The following is a 20502-nucleotide window of genomic DNA, read 5'->3' as shown; positions in this document are numbered from 1 at the left end:
AAAATTGAAAGCCGCTGCTTTGTGCAGCGGCTTTTTTTGTCTAAACAGAACTTCACAAAGCGCTCACGCATTCTAAACTTGAATCTGTCAGCGCTGGCCTTTTAGCTTTCGCGTACGAAAATAAAGACGACAACGATCCAGAGGATGAGCCACATGACACCCCTCCTGCCTGCACTGCGCGTTTCGAATATGCGACCTTGGGCGGCAGCATTGGGAATAGCGATTGTTATGGGGGCAAGCAGCGGGGTCAGCGCCGCAGAAGAAAATGTGACGCGCAGCCATGGGTATTCTTACTTTGGCAACCTAGACTACCCGGCGGATTATCCGCATCTGGGTTATGTGAATCCCGAAGCCCCAAAGGGTGGCGAGCTGTCGCTGGCTGGATCAGGCACGTTCGACTCTCTGAACCCGTATTCGCGCAAAGGGCGTGCCGGTGCATTGACGACCCTGCAGTACGACTCGTTGATCGACAGCACCTCGGATAGTGTGGGTCAATACTATGGTCTGCTTGCGGAAAGCATGGAGTATGACGAAGGCCGCAACTATGTGATCTTTCACATCCGGCCCGAAGCAACGTTCTGGGACGGATCGCCAGTAACTGCCGAAGATGTGGTCTATAGCCACCGACTGTTTATCGAACAGGGTCTTCCATCTTATGCGCAGGCCGTTGGCCGGATGGTCACCGGTGCCGAAGCATTGGATGATCATACGGTCAAGTTTACCTTCAGTCCCGAAGTGACGCGGCGTGGGTTGATCGAAACGGTTGGCTCGACACCGGTGTTTTCGAAAGCGTGGTTCGAGGCCGATGAGAGCCGCCGCCTGGACGAACCGCGGCTTGAAGTGGCCGTTGGGTCGGGGCCGTACAAGCTGGATAGCTATGACATTAACCGCCGCATCGTTTACAAGCGGCGCGACGATTATTGGGGGCAGGATTTGCCGATCAATGTCGGGCGCAATAACTACGACACCATTCGGGTCGAGTATTTCGCCGACCAGACCGCCGCGTTCGAAGGGTTTAAGGCCGGCGAATACACAATGCGCATCGAAAGCGACCCCAAGCTTTGGGCTTCGGGGTATGACTTTCCAAAGCTGACCCAAGGGTCGGTCGTTCGTGATGAGATTACGGATGGCAGCCCGCCGACGCCATCGGGTTTCGTGTTCAATCTGGGAAAGCCGCAGTTCGAGGATAAGAATGTCCGCAAAGCCATAGCGCTGGCTTTCAATTTCGAATGGGCAAATGAGTCGCTGATGTTCGGTCTCAATTCACCGCGCAGCTCGTTTGTGCAAGGTACTCATCTTGAAGCGACAGGCGCACCAGAAGGGGCTGAGCTTGCCTTCCTCGAGGCGCTGGGCGACGTTGTGCCGGCCGAAGTCCTAAGTGAACCTGCCTTGGTTACTCATGAATCCAATTCGGCGCGGCTGAATGATCGTCGAAATCTGCGCAAGGCTTCGAAGTTGCTGGACGAGGCCGGTTGGCCGGTTGGTGACGGCAATCTGCGGCGCAACGCTGAAGGGCAGACGCTGAAGGTGAACATCCCTTACGCCTCAAGCATTCCCACATCGACGGCCACGATGATCGAGACTTTCGTTCAAAACCTGCAGGCGATTGGCGTGGATGCCTCGGCCGAGAAGGTTGATCCGTCACAGTTCACATTGCGCCGTCGTGAGCGCGACTACGACATGGTTTATTCGAACCGGTATGGGTCGTTTTTGTCGACGGGCGGCGGTCTTAGCCAGATGTACGGTTCGGAAGAAGCCGCCTTTAGCCTGTTCAACCCTGCGGGTTTGGCCAGTCCTTTAGTCGACGCGGTCATCGAATCCTCATTCGATACGACAAATCAGGAAGAACAGGACGCAGCACTTATGGCATTGGACCGTGTCCTGAGGTATGAGTTCTTTATCATCCCCGACGGTTATGTCGCGGACTACTGGACGGCTTACTACGACATGTACGAATACCCTGAAAACCTGCCGCCTTTCACGCTCGGTTATCTGGATCTTTGGTGGGTAAACCCTGAAAAAGAGGCTGACCTGAAGGCAAAAGGCGCACTGCGTTAACATGGGCGCCTATATTCTAAGACGCCTGTTGCTGGTTATTCCGACCCTTCTGGGCATCATGATTGTCAACTTCACGCTGGTTCAGTTCGTGCCCGGTGGACCGATCGAACAGATCATTGCTCAAATCGAAGGGCAGGGTGATGTCTTTGCCGGTTTTGCAGGCAGCGGTGACGCCGGAGCGGCCGCTGAACCCGCCGGAGGGGTCTTTGACGACAAATACGTCGGCGCCCGTGGTCTTCCGCCTGAATTCATCGCCGAGCTTGAGAAAGAGTTTGGGTTCGACAAACCGCCGGTCGAGCGGTTTCTGTCCATGATGGGCAACTACCTGACATTGGATTTCGGCGAGAGCTATTTCCGGTCGATCAGTGTGATCGATCTGGTGTTGGAAAAGATGCCTGTGTCGATCTCGCTGGGTCTTTGGTCGACCCTGATTGCCTATCTGGTGTCGATCCCGCTGGGCATTCGCAAGGCCGTCAAGGACGGATCGCGGTTTGATACCGTGACCAGCGGGGCGATCATTGTTGCCTATGCCATACCCGGGTTTCTGTTCGCGATCCTGTTGCTGGTGTTGTTCGCCGGTGGTTCCTACTGGCAGATATTCCCGCTGCGGGGGCTGACCTCGGACAATTGGGACAGCCTTAGCCTGTTCGGCAAGATTACGGACTATTTCTGGCACATCGCTTTGCCGATCATAGCGCTTACGATTTCGGCTTTTGCGACGCTGACGCTGCTGACCAAGAACTCGTTTCTGGACGAGATCAAAAAGCAATACGTCATGACCGCCCGCGCCAAGGGACTGAGCGAGCGGAAGGTGCTGTATGGCCATGTGTTCCGTAACGCGATGCTGATCGTGATCGCCGGCTTTCCAGCCGTGTTCATCGGTGTGTTCTTTGGTGGCTCGATCATTATCGAGACGATCTTCTCGCTGGATGGTCTGGGCAGACTTGGCTTTGAGGCCGCCGTGGCCCGCGACTATCCGGTGATCTTTGGCACCTTGTTTATCTTTGGCCTGATGGGGCTGGTTGTGGGCATCATCAGTGACCTGATGTATGTGCTGGTCGACCCGCGCATCGACTTTGAAAAGCGCGAGGGGTAAATGGCTCTTTCTCCGCTCAATCAGCGCCGCTGGCGCAACTTCCGCCGCAATGGCCGGGCCTTCTGGTCACTGATCATCTTTTCGATCCTCTTCGGCCTGTCTCTGTTTGCCGAGTTCATCGCCAATGACAAGCCGATCCTTTTGAAGTACCGGGGCGAATTCTACACGCCGATCTTCAATTTCTACGCCGAAACGGAGTTCGGAGGAGATTTCCAGACCGAGGCGATCTATCGCGACCCCGAGGTCATGTGCCTGATCGACAGCGGCGGGATAGAAGACTGTTTCGACGACCCCGAAGGCATCATCGAACAGATCGAGGCCGGCACCTATGAAGCTGACGGGTTTGAACGCGGCTGGGCAATCTGGCCGCTGATCCCCTATTCCTTCAACACCAGCGTGGATCGCCCAGGTGCCGCGCCGCTGCCGCCCAATGGGCAGAACCTGCTGGGTACCGATGATACCAAGCGCGATGTGCTGGCGCGGGTGATCTATGGTTTCCGTTTGTCCATTCTGTTCACGCTGATGGTAACTGGCGCTGCCAGCATTGTCGGTATCTTTGCGGGGGCCATTCAGGGCTTCTTTGGCGGTTGGCTGGACCTGATATTTCAGCGTGTGATTGAGATCTGGTCAGCGACGCCCTCGCTTTATGTCATCATCATCATGTTTGCGGTGTTGGGGCGAAGTTTCTGGCTGCTGGTGATCCTGATGATCCTGTTCAGTTGGACGGGCTTGGTCGGTGTCGTCAGGGCTGAATTCCTGCGGGCGCGAAACCTTGAATACGTGCGCGCCGCACGGGCGCTGGGCGTGGGCAACATGACGATCATGTTCCGCCACATGCTGCCGAATGCCATGGTGGCGACGCTGACCTTCATGCCGTTCATCGTGACGGGTACAATTGGCGGTTTGGCCTCGCTGGATTTCCTTGGCTTCGGCCTGCCGTCCTCGGCCCCATCACTGGGCGAACTGACCTTGCAGGCGAAACAGAACCTGCAGGCCCCATGGTTGGCCTTTACCGCGTTTTTTACCTTTGCCATTATGCTGTCGCTTCTGGTCTTCATCTTCGAAGGCGTCCGCGATGCGTTTGATCCCAGAAAGACCTTCTCATGAGCCTTTTGGATGTGAACAACCTGAAGGTCTCGTTCAAGCAGGATGGTCAGGTCTCGGCGGCTGTCAAAGGCGTGTCCTTTACCGTTGATCGTGGGGAAACCGTGGCTTTGGTGGGCGAATCCGGGTCGGGCAAATCAGTGACGGCGCTGTCCACGGTGTCGTTGCTGGGCGACAGTGCGATCGTTGAAGGTTCGGTCAAATATGACGGCGATGAAATGATCGGAGCGTCAGAGGACAAGTTGATGGATGTGCGTGGAAACGACATCAGCTTTATCTTCCAGGAGCCGATGACCTCGCTGAACCCATTGCACACGATCCAGAAACAGATGGCGGAATCGCTGGCCCTGCATCAGGGTCTGACTGGGGATGCTGCACGAGACCGGATTGTGGAACTGCTGACCAAGGTGGGCATCCGTGATCCGCGTGACCGGCTGGACAGCTATCCGCATCAGTTGTCAGGCGGGCAGCGGCAACGGGTGATGATCGCCATGGCGCTGGCCAACAAGCCCGATATTCTGATCGCGGATGAACCCACAACGGCTCTGGACGTGACCATTCAGGCGCAAATCCTTGAACTGCTGGCCGAGCTGCAAAAGTCGGAAAACATGGGGATGCTGTTCATTACCCATGACCTTGGCATCGTGCGCCGCATCGCCGACCGGGTCTGTGTGATGAAAGACGGTGAGATTGTCGAGACCGGCGTCACGACCGAGATTTTTGACAACCCCCAACACCCCTATACGCGCAAACTGCTGGGGGCCGAGCCCTCGGGTCAGCCTGATCCGGTGGCGTCGGATGCCGAAGAGGTTGCACGGACAGATCACCTCAAGGTCTGGTTCCCGATCCAGCGCGGATTTCTGAAACGCACTGTGGGTCATGTGAAGGCGGTTAATGACGCCACGCTCAGCGTGCGCGCGGGTGAGACGCTGGGCATCGTCGGCGAAAGTGGTTCGGGTAAGACGACGCTGGCGCTGGCGATCATGCGGCTGATTGCGTCCGAGGGCGGGATCACCTTCCGTGATCAGGACGTGCGCCGCTGGTCCACGCGCGAGTTGCGACGGCTGCGCAAAGATATGCAGATCGTGTTTCAGGACCCGTTCGGCAGCCTAAGCCCGCGGATGACCTGCATGCAGATCATTGCCGAGGGGTTGGCGATCCACAAGGTCGACCCGCACCGCGCCCCGCGTGATCTGGTGGCCGAGGTGATGACCGAAGTGGGCCTCGACCCCGCCGCAATGGACCGATATCCCCACGAATTCTCGGGCGGGCAGCGTCAGCGGATCGCCATCGCGCGCGCCATGGTGCTGCGGCCCAAGCTGTTGGTGCTGGACGAACCGACTAGCGCGCTGGACATGACTGTGCAGGTGCAAATCGTCGATCTGCTGCGCGATCTGCAGCGCAAATACGGGCTGGCCTATCTGTTCATTAGCCACGACCTGAAAGTCGTACGCGCCATGTCCCACAACGTGATCGTCATGCGCAACGGAGATGTGGTCGAGATGGGCACGGCAGAAGATCTGTTCGAGAACGCCCAGACCGACTATACCCGCGAGCTGATTGCGGCGGCGGGCTGATCCCAGCCCGCCTTTTTTTTACGCGCTGGCTTTTTCCTGCGCTGCCGGTTTCGGCACCGGACCACGCAGTTCCTCATAGTGATCAAAACTCAGCTTGACCCAGCCGGTGCCGCGTGTGGCGCTGGCGAGGGTGCGGTGCAGTTCATCTTCGGCCACGGCGGGAAGCTGGGCATTGAAAATCTCCCAGCCTGAGGCGTTTGGATTGCCTTCAAACCCCAGCACCTGACCCTGCAAGGAACTGATGGTGGGCACCAGATCGCCGACGAAATCCGAGGGCAGGTGGATCTCCGCATTTAGGATCGGTTGCAGCACCACCGGCTTGGCCTGTGGCAGGGCTTCGCGCACCGCGTTCTTGCCTGCGGTGCGGAAGGCGTAATCGGAACTGTCCACGTTGTGGTGCTTGCCGTCGCTCAACGTGACTTTGACATCAACCACGGGAAACCCTTCGGGCCCCTGCTCCAGCGCGTCCTTGGCCCCATGTTCGACCGAGGGGATATAGTTGCGCGGGACCGCGCCGCCTTTGACAACCTCTTCGAACTGGAACCCCGCCCCGCGTGGCATGGGCGCGACTGAGATCACCACGTCGGCAAACTGCCCTGCGCCGCCCGACTGTTTGCGGTGACGGTGGCGATGTTCGACGGGTGCGCGGATCGTCTCGCGATAGGCTGTTTCGACGGTGTCGGTGGCGATCTCGATCCCGAAATCCTCGGCCAGCTTCGCCGTCACGCGCCGCATGTGCTGTGGGCCTTGAGAGCCCAGAACCGCGTGGCCGCTCAGGTCGTCTTGTCCCAGATGCAGGCCGGGGTCGATCTCGACCAGACGCGACAGGGCGTTGGACAGGCGCACGTCGTCGCGCTCATGCGCGGGTGAGACGACCTGACGGTGCCCCGCCGGGTGTGACGAGGCCCATTCGGGCAGCGGTGTCGCGCCTTTGCTGTCATAGATGTTGCCGGGGTTCAGGTGATCGGATTTTACCGCCAGCCCGATCTGCCCGGCGGGCAGGTCCGCGATCTGGGTCTTGGCGTCCAGCGTGGTCAGATTGCCGACGGTCTCACCGCCCAATGCCTCATGCGCTGTGACGCCGTCACCCAGGCCCCGCAGGACGACGATCTTGCCGATATGCTTTTTCACATCCGCAAAGCCTGCGATGGCGCGGGCGTTCTCGGCGGCCTCGTCCCGGTCGGCAGCGATGTCGAATTCGGGTGCTTCGTGCCGTAGGGCTTTCATCAGGCGGGTCAGCCCGTTGCCATGGCTGGCCGCGCCCAGACAGGCCGGGATCAGTTGGTGGTTCTGCAGGACCTGCGCGGCCAGATCGTAAATCTCACCGTTGGGGGGCTGTTTGTCTTCGATCAGCTGTTCCAGCAGGTGATCGTCGAAATCCGACAGCGTCTCCAGCAGTTCAGTTCGTGCCTCTTGCTCGCGATCCTCAACCGATTGCGGCAGCTCGATCAGGGCCGAGGGTTGGCCTTCCTGATACTTCCACGCCCGCTCTGAGATCAGGTCGACCGCACCAACAATCGTGTCGCCTTCGCGGATCGGCACTTGGCGCAGGGCGATGTGGTGCGTGCAATAGGTTTGCAGCGCCGAGATGATGTCGCGGATGCGTCCACTGGGGCTGTCCATGCGGTTGATGAACAGGAAACAAGGGATGCCGGCCTCTTCGACCAGGCGCAGATAGGGGGCGCAGAGGACGGCTGCGTTGGGGTCGGGTGGAACGACCACGACCGCTGCGTCCGAGATCGCCATGGCAGGGCCGACATAGGCCAGGTTATCGCCGCCCCCGTCGACGTCGATGGCGCACCAGGGTTCGTCCAAGTAAGAAAAACCGTGCAAATGCACGGTCCCGGACACGTCGAATGTGGTGGGCCGCCCGTCGAGGCGGCTGATGGCCTCGACCAGAGTGGTTTTGCCCGATTGGCTGGGGCCGAGGACGGTGAAAACGCGCATGGGTGCTGTCCCTCTTTCAGGTTGCAGATATACCTGCACGAAAAGGGCTGTCCGGCGCGGTTGCGTCGGTAAAAGCTGTCTGCGAATTCGCCTGCCTCGGGGTGCGATTGCACGCCCCAAGTGTGGAGAAAACCAGAGGCCTGCGTCAAGCCCCTGTGCGGGTTGGGGGTCGGCTGGCCGTGAACCCGGCCCGCCGGAAAGAGGTCAGATCGCCGAGCTGTGGCCTGCCTTGCTCAGGTCATAGGCGTCAAAGCTGCGGGCGATCATGCGGGTCAAGGCGCGGGCTTCTTGCGGGATGTAAAGGCCATCCTCGGTGATGCGCAGCAGCCCGTCAAAGGCGGCGTTGGCGTCCGCATACATGCCCTGCAATTCGGCGACGGAGATGTCGTGGTCGCGCAGGATTTCGGCTGTGTTGATCTGAAAATCGCACATCAGTGCCTCGATCAGGCGCGCGCGCAGTACGTCCTGACCTTTGAACAGGTGTCCGCGCGAGGTTGAGAATCGCCCCTCTCGGACGGCCTTGGTATGGGCGGACGTTGCGGGCGCGTTCTGCGCATAGCCCTGCGGAAAGCGCGAGATCGAACTGGCCCCGACACCGATCAGAACTTCGGCCTGATCGTCGGTATAGCCTTGGAAGTTCCGCTTCAGCTTGCCTGCGTTCAGTGCGCGGGTCAGGCCGTCATCCTGCGTGGCGAAGTGGTCGATGCCGATCTCGGCGTAATTGTCCCACATGAACAGACGACGGGCGGTGTCGAACAGATCCAGACGCTGTTCCGGAGTAGGCAGCGCGTCCGAGGGGATCATCTGCTGCCGTTTGGCCATCCACGGCACATGTGCATAGCCGTAAAGCGCCACCCGGTCGGGGCTGAGCGACAGCAGTTTTTGCACGCTTTCCGTCATCCGGGTCTTGGTCTGATGCGGCAGACCATAGAGGATATCGGCGTTCAAGCTGGTGATGCCGCGTTCGCGGATCATGTCCACGGCCTTGCGTGTGGTGTCATAGCTTTGGATGCGGCCGATGGTCTTCTGTATCTCGTCGTCGAAATCCTGCACCCCAATTGAGGCGCGGTTCATGCCGGCCTCGGCCAGCGCATCCAAACGCGCCTCGTCAATCTCATTGGGGTCGATCTCGACCGAAAACTCGGCATTCGGCCCCAAAGGCACCACGTCCAGAATTCGCGCCGCCAGTTCGCGCATCAGATCCGCGTTCAGCAAGGTCGGCGTGCCTCCACCCCAATGCAGACGCGACAGGGTCACACCCTCGGGCAAGCGCGCAGCCAACAGGTCCAGCTCGGCCTTGAGGACATCCACATAGGCTATGACTGGGTTGTCCGTCTGGGTGCCTTGTGTACGGCATGCGCAGAACCAGCATAGCCTGCGGCAGAACGGAACGTGGATATACAACGAGATCTCGCTTCCGGGTGTGATGCCGGAAATCCAGTCTCCAAAAAGCTCTGACCCCACGTCATTGCTGAAGTGGGGGGCGGTGGGATAGCTTGTGTAACGCGGGACTTTCGCGTCAAATAGTCCAAGCCGTGCCAGTTGTGGTTTTACTATCATACCGGTACGGTTAGAGGACGCCACGAACAGATGCTTTGATAGAGATCAAGTGGAAGCGCGCATGACACCCACATTCAAGATCGACCATACGAACTGTGCAGACTGCCCGATCCGACATCGGGCCGTGTGTGCCCATTGTGATGCCGATGAGCTGGAAGAGCTTGAAGGCATTAAATATTATCGTAGTTTCGAAGCCGGACAGACGGTCATCTGGTCAGGTGACCAAATGAATTTCGTTGGGTCCGTCGTCTCTGGTATCGCCACTTTGACCCAGACGATGGAAGATGGCAGGACCCAGATGGTGGGCCTTTTGCTGCCCAGCGATTTCGTCGGGCGTCCGGGGCGCGAATCGGCCCCCTATGATGTGCAGGCGACGACCGATCTGGTCATGTGCTGTTTTCGAAAGAAGCCTTTCGAAGAACTGATGAACACTACTCCGCACATCGCGCATCGGTTGCTGCAGATGACTCTGGACGAGTTGGACGCGGCCCGCGAATGGATGCTGGTGCTGGGGCGCAAGACCGCGCGCGAGAAGATCGCGAGCCTGCTGTCGATCATCGCGCGCCGCGATGCCTCAATCAACCAAAAAGGGGGACCCATCGTCTTCGACCTGCCGTTGACCCGCGAGGCGATGGCCGATTACCTCGGCCTGACACTGGAAACGGTCAGCCGCCAGATCTCGGCGCTCAAAAAAGATGAGGTCATCCTGTTGGAAGGCAAGCGCCACGTGACGATCCCCGATATGGGCCGCCTTATGGAAGAAGCGGGTGACGACTCGGATGGTGGCTTTCTGGTCTGACGCCTTTCAGTGCGCCAGAAAGACCGGAACCGAGGATTGTTCCAACATGTTGCGAGTTGCGCCGCCAAGAATGGCTTCGCGGAAGCGCGAGTGGCCGTAAGCCCCCATGACGATCATATCAGCCTGAGTATCCACAGCGTGACGGTTCAGGATATCTGATACCCGTGGCATGGTTTTGCTGAGAACATCTATTTCACACTTGACCCCATGGCGCGACAGCATCTGTGACAGCATCCCACCGGGGTCCGAACGATCCGGGCCATGCCGAGGCGGGTCAATTACAACGATACGCACTTGGGTTGCCGCAATAAGGAAAGGCAAAGCCCGGCGAATAGCGCGCATGGCCTCGACGCTTTCATTCCAGCCGATCAAAATGGTGCCGGGCTTGCTGAAGACTTTAGCCGAGTCCGGAACAATTAACACAGGGGTGTGCCCTTCGAACATCGCGGCTTCGACAATGGGTTCCGCTTCGACGCCGCGGTTTTCACCGTAGGGCTGCGGCAAAACGACAAGGTCGGAAAACCGGGCGCGATGCGCAACATGTCGCCCCAAATCGGCGATTTGCGCAACACCGGATTCGGCAGACCATCGCACTCCTGACTTGCTAAAGAAGTCTTTTGCGAATGCCAGAATCTCTTCGGCTTCAGCATTGGCCCGGCTTAGGGTTTCCTGAAGAATCAGAGCGTTAGCGCCCGCATAATAATACCCTGTCTGGCTGCGGTCGACGCCAAGACACAGTGCTTCAGCATGCGCGTCCTGAGCCCCAGCCAGCGCCACGACCTGTGCAAGTGCCGAGTCAGATTGCGTGGTTTCTGTCATAACAGTGAGGAGAGATTTGTAAGCCATGTTGACCTCGTGCTTACGGGCCGGTTCCCTGCGACGTTCCAGCCCATTCGTTTCCTCAGCATTGTCATAGTATGCGGAGCTCTGTCTTGACACAGATCAAAGCAGTTTGAGCAGCTGTCGTAGAAAACAGCAGCCAGTCAAATGGGTCTCGCGACACCAAAGAATCGCGCGGGGCATGGCAAAGGGACGCAATATGTCAAATTATATCAAGCTGATCGTGCTTGGTGTGATTGCGGTATTCGCCGCGATCGCAACCAATTATGCACGCGATTTGGCGTATCAGGTGCATGCAATTCTGGTGATGTTGATCGCCGGCGGTTTGTTCATCTGGACGCTGAGAAACACGGATGAGCCAGAGAAATTCGAGGATCATTCCGGTGAGTACATGGATGGGGTGATCCGCTATGGCGTGATCGCAACCGCCTTTTGGGGGGTGATCGGTTTCGTCGCAGGAACCTTTATCGCGTTCCAGTTGGCCTTTCCGGCGCTGAACTTTGAATGGGCGCAGGGTTATCTGAACTTTGGCCGTTTGCGTCCGCTGCACACCTCGGCAGTGATTTTTGCATTTGGTGGTAACGCACTGATTGCGACCTCATTCTACGTGGTGCAACGCACCAGCGCCGCGCGCTTGTGGGGTGGCAATCTGGCGTGGTTCGTGTTCTGGGGCTATCAGCTGTTCATCGTTCTGGCTGCAACCGGCTATGTTCTGGGTGGTACGCAATCCAAAGAGTATGCCGAACCCGAATGGTATGTTGACCTGTGGCTGACCATCGTCTGGGTCGCCTATCTGGCCGTATATCTGGGCACCGTGATCAAGCGGAAAGAGCCGCATATCTACGTGGCCAACTGGTTCTACCTGGCCTTTATCGTGACCGTTGCAATGCTGCACGTGGTGAACAACATCACCATCCCGGTCAGCATCTGGGGTTCGAAATCGGTCATCGTCTGGTCGGGCGTACAAGACGCCATGATCCAGTGGTGGTACGGCCACAACGCTGTGGGCTTCTTCCTGACTGCCGGTTTCCTGGGCATGATGTATTACTTCATCCCGAAACAGGCCGAACGTCCGGTGTTCAGCTACAAGCTGTCAATCATCCACTTCTGGGCGCTGATCTTCCTGTATATCTGGGCCGGTCCGCACCACCTGCACTATACCGCGCTGCCTGACTGGGCTTCGACGCTGGGCATGGTGTTCTCGGTCGTGCTGTGGATGCCGTCCTGGGGTGGTATGATCAACGGTCTGATGACCCTGTCGGGCGCATGGGACAAGCTGCGCACCGATCCAGTGATCCGTATGATGGTAATCTCGGTCGGCTTCTACGGCATGTCCACCTTTGAAGGTCCGATGATGTCGATCCGCGCCGTGAACTCGCTGTCTCACTACACGGACTGGACCATTGGTCACGTGCACTCGGGCGCGCTGGGCTGGAACGGCATGATCACCTTTGGTGCGCTGTACTTCCTGGTTCCCGTCCTGTGGAAGCGTGAGCGTCTGTATTCGCTGCAGATGGTCAGCTGGCACTTTTGGCTCGCCACGATCGGCATCGTTCTGTACGCCGCGTCGATGTGGGTCACAGGTATCATGGAAGGCCTGATGTGGCGTGAGGTGGATGCCAACGGCTTCCTGGTGAACTCGTTCGCCGACACCGTGGCTGCCAAGTTCCCGATGTATGTGGTGCGTGCTCTGGGTGGCGTGATGTTCGTCGCTGGTGCCGTGATCATGTGCTACAACCTGTGGATGACTGTGCGGAAAGCGCCGGCCAAAGAGGCCAGCCTGTCCGTCGCGGTCCCGGCTGAATAAGGAGGGCCGGAGCAATGGCAATTCTCGACAAACATAAGATCCTCGAGACCAACGCGACCCTCCTGCTGGTGTTCAGCTTTCTGGTCGTGACCATCGGTGGCATCGTTCAGATCACCCCGCTGTTCTACCTTGAGAACACCATCGAGAAGGTGGAGGGCATGCGCCCTTACACCCCTCTCGAGATGGCAGGGCGTGAAATCTACATTCGCGAAGGCTGCTATGTCTGCCACAGCCAGATGATCCGCCCCATGCGGGACGAGGTCGAACGCTATGGCCACTACTCATTGGCGGCTGAATCGATGTATGATCACCCGTTCCAGTGGGGTTCCAAGCGGACCGGTCCTGATCTGGCCCGTGTGGGAGGCCGCTATTCGGACCAGTGGCATGTGGACCACCTGCGTGATCCGCAGTCGGTTGTGCCGGAATCGGTGATGCCGAAATACGGCTTCCTCGAAAACCGCAAGCTGGACGGCAAGTATATCGGTGACATCATGCAGGCGAACGCTGTTGTCGGCACGCCTTACACCGAGGACATGCTGGCCAATGCCGAGGCTGACTTCCGTGCGCAGGCCGATCCCGACAGCGACTATGACGGGCTGCTTGAGCGCTATGGCGACAAGGTCAGCGTGCGCAATTTCGATGGTCAGCCAGAGCTGACAGAAGCGGATGCGTTGGTGGCTTATCTTCAGATGCTGGGCACGCTGGTCGATTTCTCGACCTTCACCCCGGACGCAAGCCGCTAAGGAGGGCGTTATGGAAGAATACACACTCCTCAGACAGTTCGCGGATAGCTGGATGCTGTTGTTGTTGTTCACTTTCTTCATTGGCATCGTGGTGTGGGTTTTCCGCCCCGGTTCCAGCAAGGAATACAACGACACCGCCAACATCCCCTTCCGGCATCAAGACAAACCCGCCGAATCCAAGGAGGCGCGGCCATGAGCAAGACACCTGATAAACAGCCTGGCGATCCGAATACCACGGGTCACAGCTGGGACGGTATCGAAGAATTCGACAATCCGATGCCTCGCTGGTGGCTGTGGACCTTCTACGCCTGTATCTTCTGGGGCGTGATCTACACCATCATGTATCCGGCATGGCCGCTGGTTCAATCGGCAACCGCTGGTGTTGTTGGCTGGTCCTCGCGCGGGGAAGTGCAGCAGGATATCGTGTCCTTCGAAGAAGCCAACGCGCCTTGGAATGCGCGGCTGGTGGAAACGCCGCTTGAGGAAATCTCGGCGGACGCCGAATTGCAGCAATACGCTGTGAATTCGGGTGGTGCCGTGTTCCGCACCTGGTGTGCGCAGTGCCACGGCTCGGGCGCGCAGGGGGCCACCGGCTTCCCGAACCTTCTGGATGACGCCTGGCTTTGGGGCGGTTCGCTTGAGGATATCGAATATACCGTTGCCTATGGTATCAGGAATGAAGAAAGCGACGATGCGCGCTATTCCGAGATGCCGGCCTTTGGCGAGCTTCTGGAAAAGGATGAGATCACTCAGGTCGTTCAATATGTGATGTCCCTGACCAACGCCCAGTCGGATGACGCCGCGGCTGAAGCCGGTAAGATTGTCTTCGAAGACAATTGCGCGGCCTGCCACGGCGAAGACGGCAAAGGCGATGTCTTCCAGGGCGCGCCGAACCTGACCGACGCGATCTGGTTGTACGGTGGCAGCGAAGAGGCTTTGACCAAGACGGTCACCTACAGCCGCTTCGGCGTTATGCCTCCGTGGGAAAACCGCCTGACTCAGGCGCAGATCCGCGCCGTGACCGCTTATGTCCACCAGCTGGGTGGCGGTCAGTAAGGCGAAAAGAATACCTCCGGACGGTTCGCCGTCCGAAGGTTGAAGCACCGGCTGTTCCATCTGTTCGCGCGTTTCCAGAACAGCCGGTGCTGACTTTTTAGACTACCGACGAAAAAAGGTGTGGTCCAGACTCACCTTTTCGCGCGCATCGCTTTTTTGTTTCCACCAATGCGCCTCCGGCAACCAATTCTGGCGGTGTTCCTTTTCTTGCTGATTGCGGTCCATGCTTTGGGTCGCGGTCATGAAACTGCGCGCTAGGATCGAAAGCATTTTTGCACTCCTTTGCTGTTTGTAGCTTATTTGAGGATTGCCCTGTGGGCCCTAAAATGCGACTCAATTACCTTGTCAGTGTGTAAGTAAGGCTTACAGATGGATTGGATGAAGATGCCGCCCTTTGCAGCGCTCAGGGCTTTTTCTGCCTTTGCGGAAACGGGTAATGTGGTGCAGGCGGGTTCGATGCTGAATGTCAGCCACGCTGCAATCAGCCAGCAGCTGCGGGCGTTGGAAAAGCACTTAGGTACCAGCCTTCTGAACCGGTCGGGCAAGTCGATGGTTCTAACACCCGAGGGTGAGCACCTGGCCCAAGCTTTACACCTTGGGTTTCGCGCCATTGGCGCGGCAGTGACTGATCTGGTGCAATCGGGCCTTGATCGGCCGGTTCATGTTTCTCTAACCCCGTCTTTCGCCGCATCGTGGCTGATGCCAAGGCTGCCGGCTTTTCAGGCGGAACATCCGGATATTGACTTGGCGTTGGAACCCACCCCAAAGCTTGTGACTCTCGGGCCCGGCGGGGTGGATGTGGCTCTCCGTTATGGAGCGGGAGGTTGGCCCGGAGTGACATCCGAGCTTTTATTGCCAAGCCCGATTACCATAGTGGCCGCGCCTTCATTGCTGGGGGACAAGACGAACTGGACTGCTGCCGAGTTAAGTCAGCTGCCTTGGCTGGAAGAGTTCGGGACCACTGAAGCAACGACATGGCTTGCTGGACAAGGCGTAGAGCACGGCCCCCGTGCAGGGCGAATTGCATTGCCCGGAAACCTGCTGCTGGACGGGCTCCGCACGGGTCAGGGCGTCACGGTGACGGCGCGGCATTTTGTCGAATCCGACATCGCCGACGGACGGCTGGTCGAACTGTTTTGCCAGCCGGGTAACAGCGGATATCATATTGTAACCACTGAAAACTCTATGCGTCCGGCGGTCAGAACCTTCGTATCGTGGCTTCGGCGGCAATCCGGTCGCATGTGACAAAAGGTGTCTGCACGATGCGCTTTTGACCCATGTCAAAGAGCTTATCTGTGTGATCTGGGACAAGACACAAAAAATAAAGCCAAATCTGGAGCCAGCTCGTGAGCGATTCCGACCCCGCCCCCAGCCTATATGCTGCAAGGGAGCCTATTTTCCCCCGTCGTGTATCCGGCCCGTTCAGAAACCTGAAATGGATCATCCTCGCGGTTACTCTGGGGATCTACTACATCACTCCGTGGATCAGATGGGACCGTGGCCCCAGCCTGCCGGATCAGGCGGTGCTGCTGGATCTGGCAAGCCGCCGGTTCTATTTCTTCTGGATCGAGATCTGGCCGCACGAGTTCTATTTCGTGGCCGGTCTGTTGATCATGGCCGGTTTGGGCCTGTTCCTGTTCACCTCGGCTTTGGGACGCGTATGGTGTGGCTATGCCTGTCCGCAGACGGTGTGGACCGACCTCTACATTCTGGTCGAACGCTGGATCGAGGGCGACCGCAACGCGCGTCTGCGTCTGCATCGGCAGGAAAAGATGGATTTGCGCAAGGCGCGTCTGCGGGTCACGAAGTGGACGGTTTGGTTGCTGATTGGTCTGGCGACCGGCGGGGCATGGGTGTTTTACTTTGCCGATGCGCCCACATTGCTGCGCGATCTGGTGACTGGAAACGCGCATCCCGTGGCCTATACGACCGTGTTGATTCTGACCGGCACCACTTTTCTGTTTGGTGGGTTTGCGCGGGAACAGATCTGTATCTACGCCTGCCCGTGGCCGCGTATTCAGGCCGCGATGATGGACGAGGATACTCTGGTCGTGGGCTACCGCGAGTGGCGGGGCGAACCGCGCGGCAAGGGCAAGCGCACGGCGGATTCCGAGCTTGGCGATTGCATCGACTGTATGGCCTGCGTCAATGTCTGCCCGGTGGGAATCGACATCCGTGATGGCCAGCAGTTGGAATGCATCACCTGCGCGCTGTGTATTGACGCCTGTGACGACATGATGGCCAAGATCGGCAAGCCGCGCGGTCTGATCGATTATATGGCGCTGAGCGACGAGACCCGCGAACGCGCTGGTCAGCCGCCCAAGAACATCTGGAAGCACATTCTGCGCCCGCGGACCATCATGTATACGGCCATGTGGTCGGCGGTGGGCTTTGCGCTGCTGTTCGCGTTGTTCATCCGCTCGGAAATCGACCTGACCGTCGCACCGGTGCGGAATCCGACCTTTGTGACCCTGTCTGACGGGACGATCCGCAACACCTACGACGTTCGGCTACGCAATAAGCATGGCGAGGATCGCTTGTTCAAATTGTCGCTGACCGGCGATCCGGCCATGCGGATCGTGATTGAGGGCACGAATCTTGATACAGTAAATGTCACAGCCGATACTGCCCAGCTTGAGCGTGTCTATATCGTTGCGCGTAAAGAGACTGGTCCAGCGGCAGAGGATGTGACGCCTGTGCGCATATGGGTCGAAGACCTGCAAAGCGGTGAGCGCGCCTATAAGGACACGACCTTCAACGGACGAGGGCAGTAAGATGGCAGAACGTCAATTCACCGGAAAACACGCGCTGGCCGTGTTTGTTGGGGCCTTCAGTGTGATCATCGCCGTCAATCTGGTGCTGGCCTACAGTGCTGTGAAGACCTTTCCGGGGCTTGAGGTTAAAAACTCCTACGTGGCCAGTCAGGAGTTCAACGAACGCCTGCAGGAACAGCAGGCTCTGGGTTGGGAGATCCGGGCCGAGGTTTCCGGCGGATTGCTGATCCTGCATATCACCGACCAGACCGGTGCGCCGGTTCAGGTGGCCGAGCTGCAGGCCGTTGTGGGTCGGGCTACTCACGTCAAAGAGGATTTCGCTCCCGATTTCACCTTTGACGGCATCGCCTATGCAACGCCCGCGTCGCTGGGCAAGGGCAACTGGAACATCCGTCTGGTTGCCAAAGACCATAGCGGAGCGGAATTCGCGCAGCGCGTACCGCTCTATGTGAAGGGGTAGGGGACTGTGGCGCAGATGAGTTCCGGCACAGTGGCTTGTCCGGGTTGTATCGCAGCCCCTGCAGAACCGGCACGGCCGATCCCTCAGGACGTGCAGATCGCGCTGTCGTTGCCAGGTATCCATTGCTCGGCCTGTATCTCGACGGTCGAGCGTGCGCTGAACGCCACGCCCGGCGTCGAGGATGCGCGCGTCAACCTGACCCTGAAACGCGCTATGATCAAAGCTGCGCCCGATCTTCGTGCTGTCGATCTGATTCCGGTGCTGGAAAACGCGGGTTTTGAGGCGCATGAGTTGGACCCCGGCGCCCTGTCCGCCACGCAGGCCGACAAGGCGGGGCGTGATCTGCTTATGCGGCTGGCGGTGGCCGGGTTTGCCTCGATGAACGTGATGCTGCTGTCGGTCTCGGTCTGGTCCGGGGCGGCGGATGCAACGCGGGACATGTTCCACTGGATTTCGGCGGCGATTGCGCTGCCTGCGATTGCCTTTTCCGCCCAGCCCTTCTTTGCGAATGCCTGGTCGGCCTTGCGCGTGCGTCGTCTCAATATGGACGTGCCAATCGTACTGGCGATCCTGCTGGCGCTGGTCACATCGCTGTGGGAAACCGCGCTGAGCGGCGAGCATGCCTATTTCGACGCCGCCCTGACGCTGACCTTCTTCCTGCTGGCCGGGCGATACTTGGATTATCGCACGCGCGCCGCTGCCCGATCCGCGGCCGAGGAGCTGACCGCGCTCGAAGTGCCCCGCGCCATTCGCGTGGTGGACGGGGCCGAAGAAGAGGTGGCCGTTGCCACGCTGAGTGTGGGCGACCTGATCCTTGTCCGTCCCGGTGGGCGGATGCCTGTGGATGGCGAAATTGTCTCGGGCCAGTCCGAACTCGACCGGTCGCTTCTGACCGGAGAAACCCTGCCGGTCTTCGCCGAGGCGGGCACGACTGTCAGCGCCGGTGAGGTCAACCTGACCGGCCCCCTGACCATCCGCGCAACGGCAGTGGGCGAGGATACTTCGCTGCACCGTATGGCCGATCTGGTGGCCATCGCCGAGTCTGGCCGGTCGCGCTACACCTCGCTGGCCGACAAGGCGGCCAAGCTCTATGCGCCGGGGGTGCATATCCTGTCGGCGCTCAGCTTTGTGGGGTGGTATATCTATTCCGGTGACGTGCGGACGGCGCTGAACATCGCCGCCGCCGTGTTGATCATCACCTGCCCTTGTGCGCTGGGTCTGGCCGTGCCTGCGGTGACCACGGCGGCCTCGGGGCGGTTGTTCCGCAAGGGGATGCTGATCAAACACTCCACCGCGCTGGAACGTCTGGCCGAGGTCGATACGGTTGTCTTCGACAAGACCGGCACGCTGACCTCGGGCACGCCGGAACTGACCAATCTGGGCGATCACTCCCGCACTGATCTTGAGGTCGCACTGGCCCTGGCCGAGGCGTCCTCGCACCCGTTGTCGGTTGCTTTGACCAAGGCCGCGCGTGAGGCCGGGATCAAACCCGCCACGCTGAAAGACGTCACCGAGGTTCCGGGCTATGGCACCGAGGGCACGTGGCGCGGCCAACGCGTGCGTCTGGGCCGCGCCGCGTGGACCGGTGCAGACGAAGGCGACCAGACCGCCGCATGGCTGGCCATCGCCGGGCAAGCGCCGTCGGCATTCCTGTTCTCGGACGCGCTGCGCCCGGGCGCTGCGGAGGCGGTGCAGACGCTGCGCGATGCGGGCAAAGAGGTCATCCTGATCTCAGGCGATACAAAGGGCGCGGTACAGGCACTGGCGGGCAGGCTGGGGATTGAGAACTGGATTGCGCAGGCTCTGCCGCAGGACAAGGCCACGCATGTCGAGGCGCTGCGCGATCAGGGCCACCATGTGCTGATGGTGGGCGACGGGCTGAACGACACGGCGGCGCTGGCGGCGGCGCATGTGTCGATCTCTCCGGCCTCGGCACTGGATGCCGCGCGGGTGGCATCCGACATCGTGCTGCTGGGCAATGACCTGTCACCTATCGCCGATGCCTGCGATACCGCTGCCAAAGCGACAAAACGGATTCGCGAAAACTTTCGCATCGCCACCGTCTATAATATCATCGCAGTGCCGTTGGCTGTGGTTGGTCTGGCGACGCCGCTGATTGCGGCGCTGGCGATGTCGACCTCGTCGATCACCGTTTCTTTGAACGCGTTGCGGGTAAGGTAAAGCGATGGAAGTTCTGGCCTATCTGATACCGATTTCCCTGTTTCTGGGTGGGGTTGGGCTGGTGGCGTTTGTCTATACTGTCCGCTCGAACCAGTACGACGACCCTGAAGGGGACGCGCGGCGCATCCTCAGCGATGAATGGGACGACAAGCCCAAGCCCTGACAGCCCTTGAAATTGCCGCAATGCCCGGTTATGTCCGGCCCATCCGCTAGCAGAGAGAACACCGCCAAATGGCTACCATTAATCCGATCCAGTTCATTCAGCAAGTCCGCGCCGAAGTCGCAAAGGTCGTCTGGCCGACGCGCCGCGAGGTTCTGCTGACCACGGTCATGGTGTTCATCATGGCGGCCCTGACCGCTGTGTTCTTTGCGTTGGTCGATCTGGGCATTCGCGGCGGTCTGCAACTGATCCTCGGCATGTTCGGCTAAACCCGCGCGGGCAGGGTGGAAACACTGCTTCCCCCTTGCACAGCTCGCGATGTCCTTGTAGGTCACGCGGA

18 protein-coding genes are annotated in these 20502 nt (G+C 59.1%); 15 read left to right on the top strand and 3 right to left on the bottom strand.

Annotated elements, in window-relative coordinates:
• The first annotated feature begins 153 nt into the window (after positions 1 to 153).
• From J7380_RS15955 to J7380_RS15940, 4 genes are read left to right on the top strand one after another with little or no spacing between them, the layout of a single operon-like run.
• The gene (locus J7380_RS15955) at positions 154 to 2058 is read left to right on the top strand and encodes an extracellular solute-binding protein (RefSeq protein WP_209196736.1); all 1905 of its coding nucleotides are present in this window, start codon (positions 154 to 156) and stop codon (positions 2056 to 2058) included.
• 1 nt (position 2059) lies between these two features.
• A complete protein-coding gene (locus tag J7380_RS15950) occupies positions 2060 to 3154 on the top strand; it encodes a microcin C ABC transporter permease YejB (RefSeq protein ID WP_209196735.1) in 1095 nt (364 codons plus the stop codon).
• Positions 3155 to 4261, top strand: coding sequence for an ABC transporter permease (locus J7380_RS15945; RefSeq protein ID WP_209196734.1), 1107 nt, complete (start codon positions 3155 to 3157; stop codon positions 4259 to 4261).
• Entirely contained in the window at positions 4258 to 5835 is a 1578-nt protein-coding gene (locus J7380_RS15940) for an ABC transporter ATP-binding protein (RefSeq protein WP_209196733.1), read from the top strand. Before J7380_RS15945 ends, J7380_RS15940 begins: the two co-directional genes overlap by 4 nt.
• Positions 5836 to 5853: 18 nt before the next feature.
• Here J7380_RS15940 and J7380_RS15935 read toward each other — a convergent pair whose 3' ends face one another.
• Positions 5854 to 7782: an elongation factor G gene (locus J7380_RS15935; RefSeq protein WP_209196732.1), complete on the bottom strand. Its 1929-nt coding sequence runs from the start codon at positions 7780 to 7782 to the stop codon at positions 5854 to 5856.
• Positions 7783 to 7986: 204 nt separating this feature from the next.
• Positions 7987 to 9342, bottom strand: coding sequence for an oxygen-independent coproporphyrinogen III oxidase (gene hemN / locus J7380_RS15930; protein ID WP_209196889.1), 1356 nt, complete (start codon positions 9340 to 9342; stop codon positions 7987 to 7989).
• A 61-nt stretch (positions 9343 to 9403) separates the two neighbouring features.
• Between hemN and J7380_RS15925 the strand changes: the two genes are divergently transcribed.
• Positions 9404 to 10141, top strand: a complete 738-nt coding sequence (locus tag J7380_RS15925) for a transcriptional regulator FnrL (protein ID WP_209196731.1) — start codon at positions 9404 to 9406, stop codon at positions 10139 to 10141.
• A gap of 6 nt (positions 10142 to 10147) precedes the next feature.
• On the opposite strand, the gene J7380_RS15920 is transcribed toward J7380_RS15925, so the two are convergent.
• Positions 10148 to 10987: a universal stress protein gene (locus tag J7380_RS15920; protein ID WP_209196730.1), complete on the bottom strand. Its 840-nt coding sequence runs from the start codon at positions 10985 to 10987 to the stop codon at positions 10148 to 10150.
• A 193-nt stretch (positions 10988 to 11180) separates the two neighbouring features.
• Between J7380_RS15920 and ccoN the strand changes: the two genes are divergently transcribed.
• The 10 genes from ccoN to secE all read left to right on the top strand — a co-directional run bounded on the left by ccoN (position 11181) and on the right by secE (position 20431).
• Positions 11181 to 12788 (top strand): cytochrome-c oxidase, cbb3-type subunit I, encoded by a 1608-nt coding sequence (gene ccoN / locus J7380_RS15915; RefSeq protein WP_209196729.1) that lies wholly within the window; start codon positions 11181 to 11183, stop codon positions 12786 to 12788.
• 14 nt (positions 12789 to 12802) lie between these two features.
• Positions 12803 to 13531 (top strand): cytochrome-c oxidase, cbb3-type subunit II, encoded by a 729-nt coding sequence (ccoO, locus tag J7380_RS15910; RefSeq protein ID WP_170355316.1) that lies wholly within the window; start codon positions 12803 to 12805, stop codon positions 13529 to 13531.
• A 10-nt stretch (positions 13532 to 13541) separates the two neighbouring features.
• On the top strand, positions 13542 to 13727 hold the full coding sequence (locus J7380_RS15905) for a cbb3-type cytochrome c oxidase subunit 3 (protein ID WP_170355315.1): 186 nt from the start codon (positions 13542 to 13544) through the stop codon (positions 13725 to 13727).
• Positions 13724 to 14587 carry a cytochrome-c oxidase, cbb3-type subunit III gene (ccoP, locus tag J7380_RS15900; RefSeq protein ID WP_209196728.1) on the top strand — a complete coding sequence of 288 codons (864 nt, stop codon included), beginning with the start codon at positions 13724 to 13726 and terminating at the stop codon, positions 14585 to 14587. The genes J7380_RS15905 and ccoP overlap by 4 nt, the downstream gene beginning before the upstream one ends.
• Before the next feature lie 369 nt (positions 14588 to 14956).
• Positions 14957 to 15832, top strand: coding sequence for a LysR family transcriptional regulator (locus J7380_RS15895; protein WP_209196727.1), 876 nt, complete (start codon positions 14957 to 14959; stop codon positions 15830 to 15832).
• A 101-nt stretch (positions 15833 to 15933) separates the two neighbouring features.
• Entirely contained in the window at positions 15934 to 17361 is a 1428-nt protein-coding gene (ccoG, locus tag J7380_RS15890) for a cytochrome c oxidase accessory protein CcoG (protein WP_209196726.1), read from the top strand.
• A gap of 1 nt (position 17362) precedes the next feature.
• On the top strand, positions 17363 to 17821 hold the full coding sequence (locus tag J7380_RS15885) for a FixH family protein (RefSeq protein ID WP_209196725.1): 459 nt from the start codon (positions 17363 to 17365) through the stop codon (positions 17819 to 17821).
• A gap of 15 nt (positions 17822 to 17836) precedes the next feature.
• Positions 17837 to 20002, top strand: a complete 2166-nt coding sequence (locus tag J7380_RS15880) for a heavy metal translocating P-type ATPase (RefSeq protein ID WP_209196724.1) — start codon at positions 17837 to 17839, stop codon at positions 20000 to 20002.
• 4 nt (positions 20003 to 20006) lie between these two features.
• Positions 20007 to 20165, top strand: a complete 159-nt coding sequence (gene ccoS, locus J7380_RS15875; RefSeq protein ID WP_170355309.1) for a cbb3-type cytochrome oxidase assembly protein CcoS — start codon at positions 20007 to 20009, stop codon at positions 20163 to 20165.
• Positions 20166 to 20233: 68 nt separating this feature from the next.
• Positions 20234 to 20431: a preprotein translocase subunit SecE gene (gene secE, locus J7380_RS15870; protein WP_209196723.1), complete on the top strand. Its 198-nt coding sequence runs from the start codon at positions 20234 to 20236 to the stop codon at positions 20429 to 20431.
• Positions 20432 to 20502: the final 71 nt, after the last annotated feature.

The sequence above is a fragment of the Ruegeria sp. R8_1 genome (assembly GCF_017743815.1).
In the GTDB taxonomy this organism is placed as follows: Bacteria; Pseudomonadota; Alphaproteobacteria; order Rhodobacterales; family Rhodobacteraceae; genus Ruegeria; species Ruegeria lacuscaerulensis_A.
This window is presented reverse-complemented; position numbering and strand designations above follow the sequence as displayed.